Source organism: Enterococcus sp. MSG3299 (assembly GCF_050555765.1).
Lineage (GTDB): Bacteria > Bacillota > Bacilli > Lactobacillales > Enterococcaceae > Enterococcus > Enterococcus faecalis.
The window spans coordinates 1,815,865-1,832,842 of sequence record NZ_CP187869.1 but is presented as its reverse complement, the minus strand read 5'-3'; the positions used below and the strand labels follow the sequence as shown (position 1 = coordinate 1,832,842).

The 16,978-nt window shown below is 36.1% G+C and carries 13 protein-coding genes; 10 read left to right on the top strand and 3 right to left on the bottom strand.

Going from position 1 to position 16,978, the window contains the following annotated elements; translation table 11 throughout:
* Window positions 1–35: 35 nt before the first annotated feature.
* The 6 genes from IGL23_RS08935 to trpS all read left to right on the top strand — a co-directional run bounded on the left by IGL23_RS08935 (window position 36) and on the right by trpS (window position 8,537).
* The gene (locus IGL23_RS08935; protein WP_430619641.1) at window positions 36–938 is read left to right on the top strand and encodes a carbohydrate ABC transporter permease; all 903 of its coding nucleotides are present in this window, start codon (window positions 36–38) and stop codon (window positions 936–938) included.
* A complete protein-coding gene (locus IGL23_RS08930) occupies window positions 911–1,828 on the top strand; it encodes a carbohydrate ABC transporter permease (protein ID WP_002383582.1) in 918 nt (305 codons plus the stop codon). The genes IGL23_RS08935 and IGL23_RS08930 overlap by 28 nt, the downstream gene beginning before the upstream one ends.
* A 12-nt stretch (window positions 1,829–1,840) precedes the next feature.
* Window positions 1,841–2,512 carry a hypothetical protein gene (locus tag IGL23_RS08925; protein WP_002389950.1) on the top strand — a complete coding sequence of 224 codons (672 nt, stop codon included), beginning with the start codon at window positions 1,841–1,843 and terminating at the stop codon, window positions 2,510–2,512.
* Between the two features lie 100 nt (window positions 2,513–2,612).
* Window positions 2,613–3,581, top strand: coding sequence for a hypothetical protein (locus IGL23_RS08920; RefSeq protein WP_010825388.1), 969 nt, complete (start codon window positions 2,613–2,615; stop codon window positions 3,579–3,581).
* A gap of 10 nt (window positions 3,582–3,591) precedes the next feature.
* Window positions 3,592–7,371: an Ig-like domain-containing protein gene (locus IGL23_RS08915; RefSeq protein WP_033594905.1), complete on the top strand. Its 3,780-nt coding sequence runs from the start codon at window positions 3,592–3,594 to the stop codon at window positions 7,369–7,371.
* A gap of 161 nt (window positions 7,372–7,532) precedes the next feature.
* Window positions 7,533–8,537 carry a tryptophan--tRNA ligase gene (trpS, locus tag IGL23_RS08910; RefSeq protein ID WP_002356846.1) on the top strand — a complete coding sequence of 335 codons (1,005 nt, stop codon included), beginning with the start codon at window positions 7,533–7,535 and terminating at the stop codon, window positions 8,535–8,537.
* A gap of 53 nt (window positions 8,538–8,590) precedes the next feature.
* Here trpS and IGL23_RS08905 read toward each other — a convergent pair whose 3' ends face one another.
* Both IGL23_RS08905 and IGL23_RS08900 read right to left on the bottom strand, forming a co-directional pair.
* Window positions 8,591–10,369, bottom strand: a complete 1,779-nt coding sequence (locus IGL23_RS08905; protein WP_002374418.1) for an ABC transporter ATP-binding protein — start codon at window positions 10,367–10,369, stop codon at window positions 8,591–8,593.
* Window positions 10,370–10,421: 52 nt separating this feature from the next.
* Window positions 10,422–12,149 carry an ABC transporter ATP-binding protein gene (locus IGL23_RS08900; protein WP_033594907.1) on the bottom strand — a complete coding sequence of 576 codons (1,728 nt, stop codon included), beginning with the start codon at window positions 12,147–12,149 and terminating at the stop codon, window positions 10,422–10,424.
* Window positions 12,150–12,215: 66 nt separating this feature from the next.
* Between IGL23_RS08900 and IGL23_RS08895 the strand changes: the two genes are divergently transcribed.
* Entirely contained in the window at window positions 12,216–13,031 is an 816-nt protein-coding gene (locus IGL23_RS08895) for a MerR family transcriptional regulator (RefSeq protein WP_050443324.1), read from the top strand.
* 63 nt (window positions 13,032–13,094) lie between these two features.
* Here IGL23_RS08895 and IGL23_RS08890 read toward each other — a convergent pair whose 3' ends face one another.
* On the bottom strand, window positions 13,095–13,253 hold the full coding sequence (locus IGL23_RS08890; protein WP_002369010.1) for a hypothetical protein: 159 nt from the start codon (window positions 13,251–13,253) through the stop codon (window positions 13,095–13,097).
* A 285-nt stretch (window positions 13,254–13,538) separates the two neighbouring features.
* On the opposite strand from IGL23_RS08890, the gene IGL23_RS08885 reads away from it, so the two are divergent.
* The 3 genes from IGL23_RS08885 to IGL23_RS08875 are packed head-to-tail and all read left to right on the top strand — an operon-like array spanning window position 13,539 to window position 16,920.
* Window positions 13,539–14,495 (top strand): ABC transporter permease, encoded by a 957-nt coding sequence (locus IGL23_RS08885; protein ID WP_002356852.1) that lies wholly within the window; start codon window positions 13,539–13,541, stop codon window positions 14,493–14,495.
* Window positions 14,496–14,506: 11 nt separating this feature from the next.
* Window positions 14,507–15,430, top strand: coding sequence for a carbohydrate ABC transporter permease (locus IGL23_RS08880; protein WP_002359877.1), 924 nt, complete (start codon window positions 14,507–14,509; stop codon window positions 15,428–15,430).
* Between the two features lie 23 nt (window positions 15,431–15,453).
* On the top strand, window positions 15,454–16,920 hold the full coding sequence (locus tag IGL23_RS08875) for an ABC transporter substrate-binding protein (protein WP_010775977.1): 1,467 nt from the start codon (window positions 15,454–15,456) through the stop codon (window positions 16,918–16,920).
* Window positions 16,921–16,978 lie beyond the last annotated feature (58 nt).

Genomic DNA, 16,978 nt, shown 5'->3' with positions numbered 1-16,978 from the left:
GAGGGCCTGTTAAGTTCACTTAACAGAATACAATTATGGAAATTACTTCAAAAACAAAAACAGCAAATAAATTGAGACGAAAAAATACGTGGACTGCGTTATCTTTTATCGCACCAAACTTTATTGGCTTTTTCCTCTTCACTTTAATCCCGGTTATCTGTTCACTGATTTTAGCTTTTATGAGTTGGGATTCTTTTTCAACTCCTGAATTTGTCGGAATGAAAAATTTCACCAAAATGATTCATGATGATACGTTTTGGATTTCGTTAAAACAAACGTTTATCTATACGATTGGTGTTGTTCCGTTAACATTGATTTGCTCATTAGGACTAGCGATTTTGTTGAATCGTAAAATTAGAGGGATGAAATTTTTTAGAACGGCTTTTTTCTTTCCTTATGTAACGTCATTAGTTGCGATTGCGGTCGTTTTGAATATGCTATTTCATCCAACGATGGGACCAATTAATCAATTTTTGAAATTATTTATTGAAAATCCTCCTGGCTGGACATCTAGTTCTACTTGGGCTTTACCAGCAATTATCATCGTTAGTGTGTGGCGCTTTATGGGGTATTATATGATTTTGTATTTAGCTGGTTTACAAAGTGTGCCAAGAGAATTATATGAAGCAGCGTCAATGGATGGGGCGGGTAAATGGAATCAATTTTTAAATGTTACCTTACCTTCACTACGACCAACGACCTTTTTCGTGACTATCATGCTTGTAATTAACTGTTTCAAAGTGTTTGACTTAGTTCAAGTTATGACTGGTGGTGGACCAGGACGTGCAACGAATGTGTTAGTTTACGAAATTTACAATGAAGCCTTTGTCAAATTTAATTTTGGTTATGCATCAGCCATTGCGATGGTCTTATTCATCATCGTTCTAGCGATTACTGTGGCTCAATTTAAATGGAATCAACATCAAGAGAAAGTTTAGGAGGAGAAAAGATGGAAGCAACTTTTTCAAAAAAAGAAAATACTCGAAAAGCAAAAACGAAAAAAGCAGAAAAAGTCACACCTGGTGGGATCCTTGTAATCATTCTCTTAACTTTACTTGCGTTAATTACTTTGGTGCCTTTCATTTGGATGGTTTCAGCATCATTTAAAACAAACAATGAAGTTTTCACCATTCCAATTCAATGGATTCCTAAAAGTTGGCATCCAGAAAACTATTCCGTTATTTGGGAACGCATTCCATTGTTAACTTTCTTTAAAAATACGTTATTTTTAAGTATTGTGATTACGATTATTCAACTATTTACTTCAAGTTTTGCAGCATATGGCTTTTCAAAAATGAATTTTAGAGGAAGAGATACACTTTTTATTACGTACATCGCAACAATTGCTATTCCTTGGCAATCGTATATGATTCCACAATTTATTATGATGCGTCAATTAGGTTTGACTGACACGTTATGGTCACTTGTTTTATTACAAGCATTTAATGCATTTGGGGTTTTTTTACTGAAACAATATTACAGCAGTATTCCAGATTCACTATGTGAAAGCGCGCGGATTGATGGGTTAAGTGAGTGGGGAATTTATTGGAAAATTATTTTACCATTAACCAAACCAGCTTTAGCCAGTCTCACGATTATTACTTTTGTGAATACATGGAATGACTATATGGGACCTTTCATTTATTTATCTTCTACTGAGAATAAAACGATTCAGTTAGGTTTGAAAATGTTCGTCGGTTTATTTGATGCTGAATATGCCTTAATCATGGCCGCATCAGTGGTTTCTATTTTACCAGTAGGGATTGTCTTTTTAGCAATGCAAAAATACTTTGTTGAAGGTATTGCTACATCTGGAATGAAGAATTAGGAGGAAGTTTGAATGTTTACTAAGCAAACCTTTGATAATAATATCTATATGAAAATTTTTCGCTGGCTTTACATTTTATTTATCGGTAATCTAGGGCTTCTTTTAGTGAACATTCCTTTTTTCATAGCGGTGATTAGCTTAGACATTGATCCACGAAACCTCCCACTTTTTGTAGTAACGTTGCTGCCGATGGGGGCAGGGATGATTGCACTTTTAGGCTTAATCGATACTTTTAAAGAAGAAAAAGAGCTGGATCCGTTTAAAACTTTTTTCCAAAAGTTTCGTCAGTTTGGGTTAAGAGGCTTTCTTATCAGCTTGCTTGGATTAGGAAGTAGCATCATCAGTGTGACAGATATATTCTTTTTTGCCAAAACAACGATTGGTAAATGGTTTATTCCATTGATGGTCCTTCTGCTAATTTTTGGGTTAGCTATTATGCTGAATGCTTGGTATTTTCAAGTACGAAACCCGCAAGCTTCTTTTAAAGATGTGTTTCGGATTTCAATTTACTATGGACTGCGGAAATGGTATGTCAGCTGTCTAAATGTTTTTTTACTATTCTCAATGTTTGCAATGATGTTTTTGAAGCCACAGTTTGGGTTTGTTGTAACCCCTGTCCTGTTCCTAGGGATTATTTATTTAAATACTGGGAAATTGCATGAAAAGCAAAAAAAGAATAAATAATTTTTACATAATAAGTAATCTCGATTTTCAGGAAAATGAATGAAGGTGGGATTGCTTATTTTGTTCTTGCCTTGTTTATTAAAGTGGAGGGAGCGAACGAATGAAGAAAAAAATAATTATTTTAAGTAGCTTTTTGATAGGTGCTATTTTTGTGCTCGTTATTTTTACTACCAGCCAGCAAAGTATGATTAATAACGAAGCAATCCAAGTCGAAGAATTGATTGTTTATGGCGATAAAAATATGAATCGTGTAGCGAAGCAATTCTCTGATCAGAATAATTTAACTTCGTTTGGGAAAAATTTCTGGCGCAAAACGTATAACGGAAAATCACCCACTCAGGAACTACTGAAGGTTGCAACGAAGGATTTAGTACAACATAAAATGATTAAACAGCTGGCGACGGAGTTAGATATAGCCCACTCACAAACATTTGGGCAAGAAAAAAAAGAATGGCAAGACCAAAAGAGCAGTTTAACGCTCTGGCAATTTCTAGATGCAAAAGATCAACAATTACAGGACCAAATAAAAGAGAAATTAATGGAGAAAGAAAAGCCAACGCAAAAAGAATTGCGGCAGGCCTTTGAGCAATTGGAGGATAAATATAAAAAGACCGATTACTTTATTGAAGCAATTGAAATTCCAACTTTTTCAGGTAAGCAAGCAGAATTAGAAAAAATAGCCGAAGCAATCTCTCCGAATCTATCTTATGAGGAGACGTTATTGGAGTGGCAAAATAAATTACCTAATCTTGTTATTGAATCGTATCAATTGAAGAGTGCAGAAATCCAAAAAGAGGATATTTATTCGTTGTCTGTTGGGGAGATTCTTAGTGAAAAAGCTGTTGGTACCGTGGTGAAAGGATACCACGAAAACCAATACTTTTATATTTTTAATAAGGAAGGAGGGCAACTTTTACAGTTTGAAGAAGCACCACAATTTGGCAAAAATGCCTATATCAACACATGCTACAAAGAGAAATTAGCTACGTATCAACAAGCAACCAAAGTAGACTTGTTGGAGAAAGACAGAGAAAAGTTTTTTCAAAATTATCAAAATAAAAACAGTTAAGGAGCAGAAAATGAGAAAAAAAGCGTATTTTAAAAGTGTAACCATTTTCCTTTCTATTTTGCTTGTTTTTTCCCAGCTTCAATTATTTAGTCTTCCTGCTTATGGGGAAACAGTGAGTGATCAACCGTTACTTTTTCGTTCAGTAGGTGTCGCTCAAAATGGAACGACCTACTATGTGGATGGGGAAGGAGGAAATAATGCCAATGATGGGCAGTCTCCAGCCAGTGCTTGGCGTGATTTTGAAAAAGTGAATCAGACGGAGTTTCAGCCAGGCGACCATCTTCTGTTGAATGCGCAAAGTACCTGGAATAACCAATTGTTGCATCCAAAAGGGAATGGGACAGCGGCACAAAAGATTGTCATTGATTTTTATGATACGAATGACAAAGGAGAAACCATTTTTGAAACAACACGGCGTCCGATTATTAACGGTGGTGGCACCTACAGCACAGGGACTTTCAAACGTGCAATCTCAGGGGCCGTGCAGTTAGTGAACCAAGAATATTGGGATATTTCAAACTTAGAAGTGACAAATACACCAGAGCTAGATAATCTCGAAGGCTATAAGAAACCAGGAGATGCTCAAAGAGCGGGGATATTAGTCCTAGGATATGAACAAAATCGAACGTTCAATAGTGTCACGATAAGGAATAACTATGTTCATGATGTTCAAACAGAATATTATTTGAATCTAAGTGGGAATACTGCAACTAAACGGTTAAAAGCGGTAGGTGGAATTATTGTTTTAGGAAGTTGGTTTGATGAGAATGGCAATGTAGTAACGGCAGCTAATGATCATCGAACAACGACTGGATTTAATGATATTTTGATTGAAAATAATGTGATTCAACGAGTGGGACTTGAAGGAATTAGAACAAAAGCTGATTCAGATACCTCAAGAGGCAACACTTTCTACAAAACGTTTTCTAATATTACGATTCGTAATAACTATTTAGAAGATATTGCTGGCGACGGGATTGTCTTGTCAGAAGCCAAAAGTGGCGGTGTCGTCGAAGGAAATGTTGCTGTCCGAATGTGCAATGCCGATTATGGTACACAAAATTATGCGGGCGTTTGGGCAATGTCTGTAGATGACGGACTGTTCCAATATAACGAAGTATACGGAATCAAATATGGATTTAACGATGCTGAAGCTTATGATGTGGACATGCAGTCAAACAATGTTATTTATCAATATAACTATTCACATCATAATACTGGCGGCTTTTTATTGCTTATGTCTGATCAAAAAAATTCGGTTATTCGGTACAATATCTCAGCTAATGACGGCGGTGGTAACCGAGGAACAGGTAAAGACAATCCAGGCGGAGCTGGTGGCTACAATTATAAAGAACAAAGCATTTTCCATTATTGGGTAAAAAATGATGGAGCGGCAATGCCAACTATCCACAATAATACGATTTATGTTGGCGACGGCATTTCAACATCATTATTTGGTGAAGGAAATAGTTCTGACAACAGTGGTACAGTAGCCAATTTTTACAATAATATTTTATACAAAGAAGGTACCGGACAATTAAAATTCTTATCTAATTATCCAACAAATGGGACACAACCAATTGAACGTAAAATGGTCGATAATCCAGAAAAATATTTCAAAAATAATGTTATTTGGCCAAAAGAAATTGCTACAGAAAAAAGTGGTGCAACTGTTGAAAAATTAGTATCAAGTGGAAACATTTTTGAAAAACCACAATTAGAAATCACAGATAACCCTGAAAAAGTGAAAGAGTTGGCAGAGCAAGAATTTACGACATTGAAACCAACAAAAGATAATGTGGTTGAATTTACTTCTAAAGAACGCTTACGTCAGCGAGCACAAATGTTCCAATTAAAAGAAACCTCTCCAGCGATTGGTAAAGGCTTGTCGGAAGTGAACAGTGCGGCCGAAGACTTCTTTGGAAATAGCTTGAAAAATAAAGTTTTAGATATTGGTGCGCAACAAGCATCCACAATTGAAAAAAGTATTCGTTATCAAAATCAAGTGTTAGAAATTAGTTCGGCAACAGGTGTGTATCCTAATTTGCCAGAGCAAGTTGAATTAACGTACGAAGAAGTCGTTAATGAAGAAGTGGTTGCGACAGGCAAAAAAGAATTTAAGTTACAATGGGAAGCAATCCCTCAAGAAAAAATTAATACAGCAGGCACAGTTGAAGTTGCAGCAACAGTTATCGGTTTACCGATAGATGCTGTCAAAGTAACAGCCAAGGTCTCTTTTGAGGGTGAACTTGGTGAAGGAAAAGACACCGTTAAACTAAAAACAGCTCAAACTGCCTATGTTCAAAAGAGTGATGGTAACCGAGCATACTCTGCTATAGCAGGCGGTACCGCTGCCATTAGTTCAGGAGACGCCTATAAATATCCTTATGGAGTAAACTATACAGGCAATTACGCATTAAAATTAAAAAATGCTAGTTCTGCGGGGTATAATCGCCGGATTTACGTTGAAATTGATACACAAGAATTGAAGAACTATCAATCACTAAAAAGTGCCAATTTAGAACTAAACGTGATGCGTTATGATGCGTGGAATGGTGCTGGAAATACAAATGATGAACGTTTGAAAAATACGCAGTTCCAAGTAGATGTTTATGGAACAGATACTAATTGGATGAGTAACACCATTACTTGGAACAATGGTCCAAATAATTTAAATGTACCAAATGAAGAATTTATTGCTCGACAATCTTTTACAAATAGCTCAATTATGAATAATCAAAATACAATCTCTATTGATATTAGTAACTATCTACGGAAGCTAATTCAAAGTGGTGAGAAAATTCCAGCCAAGTTAAGTTTCTTATTAGCGATTACAGACAGTCGTTTGCCTGGTTATGATTCTGATAATGCTGGGTTTGATGCTTTTTCAAAAGAAGGCGCACAAAAGGCCTATCAAGACTTTTTAGCAGGCAAATTGACCTTGCCAACTGGTCAACAGCTAACAGAGTATAGTTTAGCTCCTAAAATTGTTTTATCGAATGTTTTCGAAGTCAAACATGAGTCGATTGAGGTTGCGACAGAAGCGGGTCAAGCCCCTAATCTACCAGAAAAAACAACTATTTTTTATTCGGATGGTTCACAACGAGAAGTGACTGTCAATTGGTCAGAAGTTCCAGCATCTTCTTATCAAAAAGAAGGAACATTCACTGTTGTAGGACGAGCAGCAGGTGTTTCACTGCCAATTATTGCCAATGTAAAAGTCACCGCTAAACATATTGTTGGATTCAAGGAATTGCCTACGCTGGATCGCCTAACAGGCACCTCGCGAGGCGAACTGAATTTGCCAACTGAAGTAATTGCAAAATTAGATGATGGTAGCGAAACGAAATTGAAGGTTATTTCTTGGGATGACGATGTTAGTAATTATTCGCCAAGTAGCCCGCCAGGTACTTACCAGTTCCCTGCTGCAGTAGAAGAAAAAATAGGAATTGCGAATCCTGATGAACGAAAAATTTTCCAAGTCGTGCAAACTCATGCGATTCCTGAAAGAATTCAATTTGCTGCAGAAACAGCCACTATAAAATCAGGCGAAAATTATCAAATTCAATCTAAAGTGATTGGTCAAGCGCCGCACACAGAAACGGATGCTTGGAGCTCGCAAGTCACGTATGAGTTGGTTACACCAGATGCTGGCAATACAGTAAGTGTAGATGAAAACGGTCTGATTAGGACAGAAGCAACGACTGCTGCAGGAAATTATCAAATCAAAGTAACAAGCAAAGTTTTACCGATAGTGACTGCACAATTTTCAATTAAAGTCACAAAATAAATAAACTGTTTGAAGAGACTGGAACAAGAATTGCTGTACCTTGCAATCTTTCTAGTCTCTTCGATTATCTAGAATCAATAAATATTCTATTGCCTACTATTCATTCTTTTTAAAACAAGGTAAAATAATAAATGAAAGTAAACGATAAAGGTGTGTAGACAATGAATACTATCTTAACAGGTGATCGTCCAACTGGTAAATTGCACCTAGGACATTACGTAGGTTCCTTAAAAAAACGAGTAGAAATGCAAGCAGACCCTACAAATCAATTATTTGTCATGATTGCAGATTTACAAGCATTGACAGATAATGCAAAAAATCCCGAAAAAGTTTCAGCCAATGTTTTAGAAGTTGCTTTGGACTATTTAGCAGTTGGTTTAGACCCTACGAAAACAACAATTTTTATCCAATCGCAAATTCCACAGTTAGCTGAATTAACAATGTACTATCTAAATTTAGTGACCACGTCACGTGTTCGTCGGAATCCAACGGTCAAAGCAGAAATTGAGCAAAAAAAATTTGGGGAGGGTGTTCCGACAGGATTCTTTATTTATCCCGTTTCACAAGCTGCTGATATTACTGCCTTTCAAGCGAATTTAGTCCCAGTTGGGGAAGATCAAAAACCAATGTTGGAACAAGCGCAAGAAATTGTGCATAGTTTTAATCAGACGTACGGTGAAGTTTTAGTTAGACCGGAAGCTGTGTTACCACCAAAAGGCATGGGACGCTTGCCAGGAATTGATGGCAACGGAAAAATGAGTAAGTCTTTAGGCAATGGTATTTATCTTTCAGATCCAGCTGAAGTGGTACAGAAAAAAGTAATGAGTATGTATACCGATCCAAATCATATTCGTATAGAGGACCCAGGACAAGTTGAAGGAAATATGGTCTTTACTTACTTGGATGTCTTTGGGAAAGAGAAAGAATATATTGAAGAATTAAAAGAGCACTATCGTCATGGCGGTTTAGGAGATGTGAAAATTAAACGTTACTTAATTGATGTCCTAGAAGAAGAACTCGCACCGATTCGTCGACGTCGTGAAGAGCTGGCTAAAAATCCAGAAGCGATTATGGAAATGTTGCATAAAGGAAGTCTTGCTGCTGAAAAAGTGGCAGCACAAACCTTAACAGAAGTCAAAAAAGCGATGGGAATTCAATATTTCTAAGCAATAAAAGAACTGGAACGAGTCAAAAGAAGAATGACTTGTTCCAGTTCTTTTTAAGTGGTTTGAAATTGACTATTATATAAGCTGGCGTAAAGAGTCGGAGCTTGTAATAGTTCCTGATGCGTTCCTTTTTCAATAATATCGCCATTTTTCATCACTAAAATTAAATCAGCATTTTCAATCGTGGATAATCGATGAGCGATAACGAAGCTTGTTCGATTTTCTGTGACAGTTTCCATCGCTTTTTGAATATGGGCTTCTGTTCGTGTGTCCACACTCGAAGTTGCTTCATCGAGAATAACAACGGGCGGATTTGCTAAAATGATTCGGGCGATGGTTAATAACTGTTGTTGCCCTTGTGATAATGCACCATTTTCGCTAGAAATAATTGTGTCATATCCTTGAGGAAGGGTCCGAATAAAATGATCACATTGAGCAATTTTAGCTGCTTCAATTATTTCTTCACGAGAAGCATCTTTTTTTCCATAGGCAATATTATCTGCTACGGTTCCTTCAAATAGCCAAGTGTTTTGTAAAACCATGCCAAATAAATTTCTTAGATTTTGTCGAGAAAGTTTCGTAATATCAATTCCATCAAAAGTAATGGCACCTTGATTTATTTCATAGAAACGCATTAATAAGTTGACTAATGTTGTTTTACCAGCGCCGGTGGGTCCTACAATGGCCACTGTTTTTTTCGGTTGAACAGAAAAATCAACATTCTTCATTAAAATTTTTTCTGGTGTGTAGCCAAATTGAACATTTTTAAATTCAATGGCTCCTTTAGGAGAAGAAATAGTTTCTAAATGAGTTGCTTCTGGCTGTTCATCAGCTTCATCTAAGATAACAAAAATCCGATCAATGGAAGCCATCGCTGCTTGAATTGAGTTAATGACATAAGAAGCGGTAGAAATCGGCTCAGAAATTTGGTTGATATATTGCAAATACGCTTGCAAGAAACCAATCGTAATACCACCAGATAAAACGAGCATTGCGCCTAAGATAGCACTGATAATAAAAGCCAACTGATTAATAAAACGAATAGCTGGATAAATCGCAAAATTTAGAAACTGTGCTTTTTTAAAGGCACGATAATGTTGTTGATTAACAGCATCAATTGTTTTTTCAGCATTTTGTTGTTGATTAAAGGTTTTTGTGACCAAATTTCCTGCTAAATATTCTTCCATCTTATTATTTAATTGACCTAATTCAGCTTGACTTTGATCAGCAAACACCTTGTTTTTATTCGCAATTTTTGTCGTCATGAAAGTACTGCCGCCAATTAGGAGCAACACTAAAATGGTTAATTTTGCATCAATATAGAACAACATGATTCCTGCAAAAAGGATAGTCACGACGGAAGTGAAAAATTGGTTGATGCCTGTTAAAAGAACTTGTGACAACTGGTTTAAGCCAGTTGTTGAACGACTAATGATATCGCCCACTTGGTGATTGTCAAAGAAGGCCATTGGTAAAGTTTTAAACTTTTTTGTCACTTCTTTTCTAATTCTTAAAGTAACCCGTTCGCTTAAAGAAGCCATTGCTCGTTCTTGAATAAAAGAAGTGATACTACTAATGATTGAAAAGAGAATTAAAAGTAAGACGGGACCTAAGAGCGCTTCTTCAACTAAAGGAAGTGTCATGCCTTTGAGACCGACACGCTTGATCGCTTCTAAGAGGTTATCAATCCCGATTGCCATAATATAGGTCATGGCAACAATTAATAAGTTTCCAATTAAACTGCAGATCATTAGACCATAAAAGATTGGATGCTCAGGTTTAATCATTTTCCAGAAACGTTTAAAGCTTTGAAGATTCATTGTTTTTTTCATTGTATGGCTTGAAAAGAAAACTTTCTTTCAAGCGGTCACATCCTTTCTTTAGTTACTTGGGTAAGATACCTTGCGATTTAGCAAAGTCTTGGTAATAGCTATTAGTGGTAAGTAAATCAGCGTGGGTGCCTTGACCAACAATCCTTCCTTCATCTAGGACGATAATATTGTCAGCGTTCATGATTGTACTTAACCGTTGAGCAACAATGAGTAAAGTTTTGTCCGCCATTTGTGCATGTAAAGCGGCACGTAGAGCGGCGTCAGTTTTGTAATCTAATGCGGAAAAGCTATCATCGAAAATATAAACGTCTGCCGGTTTGATTAAGGCTCGTGCAATACACATTCTTTGTTTTTGACCACCAGAATAGTTGGACCCGCCTTGTGCTACGAAACTTTCAATCCCTTGTGGTAAGGAATCGATAAATTCAGAAGATTGTGAAATTTCTAGTGCCGTTCTTATTTCTTCTGTAGTTGCTTTGGCATTTCCCATTAATAAGTTTGATAAGATTGTCCCACTGAAAAGAAAGGCTTTTTGTGGCACATAACTGATGACTTGGCGAATCGTTTGCTGAGATAATGAGCGGATATCTGTGCCAGAATAGCTAATCGTGCCGGCTGTGACCTCATTTATTCGTAAAAGTAACTTAACTAAAGTACTTTTACCAGCGCCAGTTGCCCCAACAATCGCCGTTGTTTTTCCTTTAGGAATGACAAAACTAACATTTTCTAAAACAGGATCAGCTGTTTCTGTGTATTGAAACGTGACGTGATCGAAGCAAATCAAGGCTTTCTCAGGATGATAAGCAATGGTTGCTTCAGTATGAGGATCGCTAATTTCAATTTCTTCTGACAAAACTTCTTGCAAGCGATTCAAGGAAGCAACGGACCGTGGAATGACAACTAATACCATAGCCGCGATCATTAAGTAGGCCAAAGTTAGAAGCGTATATTCAATCACAGCTGTAACGGTGCCAATTTGTAGGGTGCCTACTGCAACTAAATTACCGCCAAACCACAAAATAGAGGCGTACACAACGCCCATTAATAAAAAGGCAACGGGAGTAATCCAAGCAAAGATTCGATTCACTTTACTCATGCGTTCAGCATAATTTTTAAATGTTTGATTGGTTCGCTGCTCTTCAAAGTCTTGATTATTGAACGCACGAATCATATTAATTCCAGTAAAGAACTCTCGTAAAGTCGTAGTAATTCGATCCATTTTTGGTTGAATTTTTAAAGATAAAGGGGTACCTTTTTTCATTAAAAAATAAACAACGACTAAGTAAAATACGATGGAAGCCAATGTTACCCAAGCGAGTGAAACTGAATAAGAAAATGTCATCACTAAGGCAAATAAACTAATAATAGGCGCTGGAAAGATTAATTGGCAAAATAGCACAATCATTGTTTGAACATTATCTACATCGTTGGTCATTCTAGTTAGCAAAGAATTTGAACCAAATTTATCAACATTTTTCATCGAGAATTGTTGAAATTTTTTAAAGAACAATCCTCTAACTTGAAAACCAAATTTAGCAGCTACTAAAGCAGACAAATAGCTAGAAATAATTGCGGCAATTGTTCCAATGAATGCCACAAGAAACATTTGTATGCCAATCGTTTTAATTACTTGTTGGTCACCGCTAACGATGCCCACATCAATCAACTTGCCAACTAATTTAGGGACGCCAAGGGTTCCTGCGATTTGCAAACAGATGGTTAAAGTTGTCGCAAGAACAATCCATTTATTTTCTTTAATAAACTCTTTCATTAATTTCATGAAATTTCCTCCTTAAACAATACCGTTTTAGCTGTTACAAAGAGTCATTGTACACGTTCAAGTAACTTGAATGTCAACGGTAGAAATGCTAAACTTTTTGATGGAGGGAACAGTATGGAAAAAAATTACACAATAAAAGATGTTTCTGAGTTGTTAAATATCCCTAAGTCCACGATTCGTTATTGGGACGAGCAAGGGTTGATTAGTACAACACGCAATGAAGAAAACGGATATCGAACCTTTGATTTAGAAGATTTGTTCAAAATATATGATATTGATTTTTATCGAAAAATGGGGATTCCTATCAAAGATATGTTGAATTTATATAAAAAGACGCCTACCGATCTCTATGCCACCATGGAAGCAACAGAAGAACAACTGGGGCAAGAAATAAAAAGGCTTCAACATAAATACAAAGAAATCAAGAAAAGAAAATTACATTTACATGCGTTAATTGATTTAGAAACATTGGTTTTTTCAGATGAACCAATTCCTTTTGATAAAATTGTTGTTGTTGATATTGAGAATCCAGAAGAGATGAAAGTTTACATGGAACACATTTCAACTTTAGGTATTTACGGGGATTTAAGTGAATCCAATGAACTGACGTATGGGATTTGTTTGGCAAATCATGTGAATAAAAAAAGTTTAGACAAAGTGATTTGGCTCAAAGAATCAAGTAGCCAATACAAAGGCTTTATTTTAAAAGTCAATACACAAGATACCCGTTTGAATAATATCGAAGAAGTAAAAAAGCGTTTAGCAAAACAAGGATTTGAAACAGGCATCGTTGTCGGGGAGCATATCTTGACACAACTAGAAGAGGAAAATCAATATATTGAATATTATTATGGTTGGATTGAAATTTTAGGGGAAAAGTGAAGTAATTGAAACAAAGAAGGAACTAGCAATAGCAAATGTAGCTAAGCTAGTTCCTTTTTTTATTTATAACAAGAAATCCAACATATTGTGTGTGCATAAAGGCAAATAGAAAAATAGTAGTGAAATAGCTAATAATAATAAAGAACCAGCTTGCATTAAAACTGCAAAAAAATATACCACAATTAAACGAATTGCTCTGGTGTTTTTACGGATAAAATTCAAAAATAGTCCTCCTCAAAAATAATTAGAGGATAACCTTTGTGAAACTATCAAGTTCTCAGGTTTTATAAAACAAATACACACTAGCAAAATCGCTTTATGAGTGAGGCTTATCCAATTATTTTTAAGGTTCTTAAACAGTTGTAAAAAAAATATCAGATAAACGTTTTCACAAAGAACAGTCAATTCGGTAAATTTTTACCTTAAAATGACACAAAATCTATAATTTGTTTCTCAAATCCTATAATTTGTTCCTTAAAAAGATATTATGAAAACGCTATTATATTTATGAAAGGAGCGAAACGAATGAAGAAGAAAAACGGGTTTTTTCAAAATGTATGGCGTTATAAGGCCTTAATCCTTATGGCGTTACCAGGATTTATCTGGTTTATATTTTTCTTCTATATACCAGTCTTAGCCAATGTGGTCGCATTTAAAGATTTTCATATTTCACCAGATGGTTTCTTAGCTAGTCTAAGAGAAAGTCCTTGGGTTGGTTTTGAAAATTTTAAATTTTTATTTGCGTCAAAAGATGCTTGGTTAATTACTAGAAACACCATTTTGTACAATGTCGTCTTTTTAGCCTTTAACTTATTCTTCGCGATTGCTTTTGCTATTATTATGAGTGAATTAAGAAATCGTCGCTTGGTTAAAGTTTATCACACGATGTCATTGCTACCATATTTCTTATCTTGGATGGTTATTAACTATTTTGTTTATGCCTTTTTAAGTCCAGATAAAGGGATTTTGAATCAATGGATTACTGGTAATGGCGGCACAATGATTAACTGGTATGCAGATCCACGTTGGTGGCCAGTAATTTTTGTCTTCCTAAATGTTTGGAAGAGTCTAGGCTACAACAGTATTATCTACTATGCTTCTGTGATGGGGATTGATCCGACATACTATGAAGCAGCGATGGTGGATGGTGCCAACAAATGGCAACAAATAAAAAATGTTACGATTCCACAAATTTTACCAATGATGTCTGTTTTATTAATTTTAAACATCGGCGGTATCTTCAGAGCAGACTTTGGTTTGTTCTACATCGTACCAAGAAACTCAGGTGCGCTTTACAACGTGACAAGTGTGTTAGATACCTATATTTACAATGGCTTAACGGCTACTGGTGATGTAGGCATGACGGCAGCTGCAGCGTTATATCAATCTGTCGTTGGGGCATGTTTGTTATTAATTGCGAATTTAGTTGTTCGTCGAATTGAACCAGATTCAGCACTATTTTAGGAGGAAGGATTATGAAAAAGAAAAAAGTCACTAGCGTTAACGTTCGATCCTTCAACCCGACAGCGAATTTGATTTTCAATATTGTCATTGCTATTTTTGCTATTTCCTGTGTGGTTCCGTTTTTCTTTGTTATTATGATTTCATTGACAAGTGAAGGATCATTAGCAGCAAACGGCTACCGGTTTTGGCCAAAAGAATTTTCATTGGAGGCCTATCGTTACATTTTCCAAGGGGCAATGAGTCAACGCATTATTCATGCCTTAGGGGTAACGGTCTTCATTACGGTGACAGGGACGATTGTCAATGCAACAATGACGTCATTATATGCCTATGTCATTTCTCGTTCCAACTTTCCATTTAAAAAATTCTTTACATTGTTTGCGTTAATTACAATGTTATTTTCACCAGGGATGGTTGCGAACTATTTAGTAATGACAAACTTATTGCAATTGAAAGATACAATTTGGGCGTTAATTTTGCCTTTAGCTTTAGGACCATTTAATATTTTAGTGATGCGAACGTTTTTCAAGAAAACCGTGCCTGACAGTATTATTGAATCGGCACGTATTGATGGCGCAAGTGAAATGCGCATTTTTGTCAGCATTGTGTTACCACTAGCCGTTCCAGGGATTGCCACAATTAGTTTATTTGCGGCTTTGGGTTATTGGAACGATTGGTTCAATGCGCTACTTTACATTCAAAAAGATACCTTGGTACCATTACAGTATTTATTGATGAAAATTCAAAACAACTTAGAGTTCTTATCAAGAAGTACGGATATGGGTGCAGCAGCACAAGAAGGCTTAGGCGTTCTACCAAGTGAATCGGCTCGAATGGCGATTGTTGTCTTATCTACGTTACCAATTGCGTTAACTTACCCATTCTTCCAAAAATATTTCGTGGGTGGTTTAACAATCGGTGGCGTGAAAGAATAAAATTGTACAGGAGGAAATAAGGAATGAAAAAATGGCAAAAAGGATTAGCCGTAGCTGGCGCAGCAGCTTTAGCTGTAGGACTAAGCGCGTGCGGTAAATCTTCAAAAGATGCAGCGTCAAAAGGTGATGATAGTACACCAACGTTATTAATGTATCGTGTTGGGGACAAACCAGATAATTATGACCAATTAATCGATAATGCGAATAAAATTATCGAGAAAAAAATTGGGGCAAAATTAAAAATGGAATTTGTTGGTTGGGGCGATTGGGACCAAAAAATGTCAACAATCGTTGCTTCTGGTGAAAGCTATGATATTTCATTAGCACAAAATTATGCAACGAATGCACAAAAAGGCGCCTATGCTGATTTAACTGATTTAGCACCTAAATATGCCAAAGAAGCCTATGATCAATTGCCAGATAACTATATTAAAGGAAATACGATCAATGGAAAACTGTATGCGTTCCCAATTTTAGGTAACTCTTACGGTCAACAAGTTTTAACTTTTAATAAAGAATATGTCGATAAATACAATTTAGATATTAGTAAAGTCGATGGTAGTTATGAAAGTGCAACGGAAGTTCTAAAAGAATTCCATAAAAAAGAACCAAATATTGCTGCTTTTGCTATCGGCCAAACATTCTTTGCAACAGGTAATTATGACTTCCCTATTGGTAACCAATATCCATTTGCAGTAAAAACAACTGATACTGGCTCACCAAAAATTATTAACCAATATGCCGACAAAGACATGATTAATAACTTAAAAGTCTTACATCAATGGTATAAAGATGGCTTGATTCCAACAGATGCTGCTACAAGTACAACACCATATGACTTAAATACCAATACTTGGTTCATGCGTCAAGAAACACAAGGTCCTATGGATTATGGTGATACAATCTTAACACAAGCTGCTGGCAAACCACTTGTTTCTCGTCCACTAACAGAACCATTAAAAACAACAGCACAAGCGCAAATGGCTAACTATGTTGTTGCAAATACGTCTAAAAACAAAGAAAAAGCTGTTGAATTGCTAGGCTTATTAAACAGCAATCCAGAATTGCTAAACGGACTTGTTTATGGTGAAGAAGGCAAACAATATGAAAAAGTTGGCGATGATCGTGTGAAATTGTTGAAAGATTACACACCAACAACTCATTTGAGTGCTTGGAACACAGGAAACAACTTAATCATTTGGCCAGAAGAATCTGTCACTGAAGAAATGGTTAAAGAACGTGATAAGAGCATCGAAGAAGCAAAAGATTCACCAATTCTTGGTTTTACTTTTGTAAATGATAAAGTGAAAACTGAAATCACTAACGTTGCTACAGTTATGAACCGTTACGCAGCAAGCTTAAATACAGGAACTGTTGATCCAGAAGAAACACTTCCAAAATTAATGGATGACCTAAAAACAGCTGGCTGGGATAAAGTTCAAAAAGAAATGCAAACACAATTAGACGAATATATCCAATCTCAAAAATAATCACAGGAGGCTGAGGCATTAGCTGAGCGCTTTTGGCTCAGCCTTTTACATAATAGAA

Excerpts from the sequence above, each read along its gene's own strand:
- IGL23_RS08935 (WP_430619641.1), top strand. The coding sequence starts at position 36 with ATGGAAATTACTTCAAAAACAAAAACAGCAAATAAATTGAGACGAAAA.
- IGL23_RS08930 (WP_002383582.1), top strand. The coding sequence starts at position 911 with ATGGAATCAACATCAAGAGAAAGTTTAGGAGGAGAAAAGATGGAAGCA.
- IGL23_RS08925 (WP_002389950.1), top strand. The coding sequence starts at position 1,841 with ATGTTTACTAAGCAAACCTTTGATAATAATATCTATATGAAAATTTTT.
- IGL23_RS08920 (WP_010825388.1), top strand. The coding sequence starts at position 2,613 with ATGAAGAAAAAAATAATTATTTTAAGTAGCTTTTTGATAGGTGCTATT.
- IGL23_RS08915 (WP_033594905.1), top strand. The coding sequence starts at position 3,592 with ATGAGAAAAAAAGCGTATTTTAAAAGTGTAACCATTTTCCTTTCTATT.
- trpS (WP_002356846.1), top strand. The coding sequence starts at position 7,533 with ATGAATACTATCTTAACAGGTGATCGTCCAACTGGTAAATTGCACCTA.
- IGL23_RS08905 (WP_002374418.1), bottom strand. The coding sequence starts at position 10,369 with ATGAAAAAAACAATGAATCTTCAAAGCTTTAAACGTTTCTGGAAAATG.
- IGL23_RS08900 (WP_033594907.1), bottom strand. The coding sequence starts at position 12,149 with ATGAAATTAATGAAAGAGTTTATTAAAGAAAATAAATGGATTGTTCTT.
- IGL23_RS08885 (WP_002356852.1), top strand. The coding sequence starts at position 13,539 with ATGAAAGGAGCGAAACGAATGAAGAAGAAAAACGGGTTTTTTCAAAAT.
- IGL23_RS08880 (WP_002359877.1), top strand. The coding sequence starts at position 14,507 with ATGAAAAAGAAAAAAGTCACTAGCGTTAACGTTCGATCCTTCAACCCG.
- IGL23_RS08875 (WP_010775977.1), top strand. The coding sequence starts at position 15,454 with ATGAAAAAATGGCAAAAAGGATTAGCCGTAGCTGGCGCAGCAGCTTTA.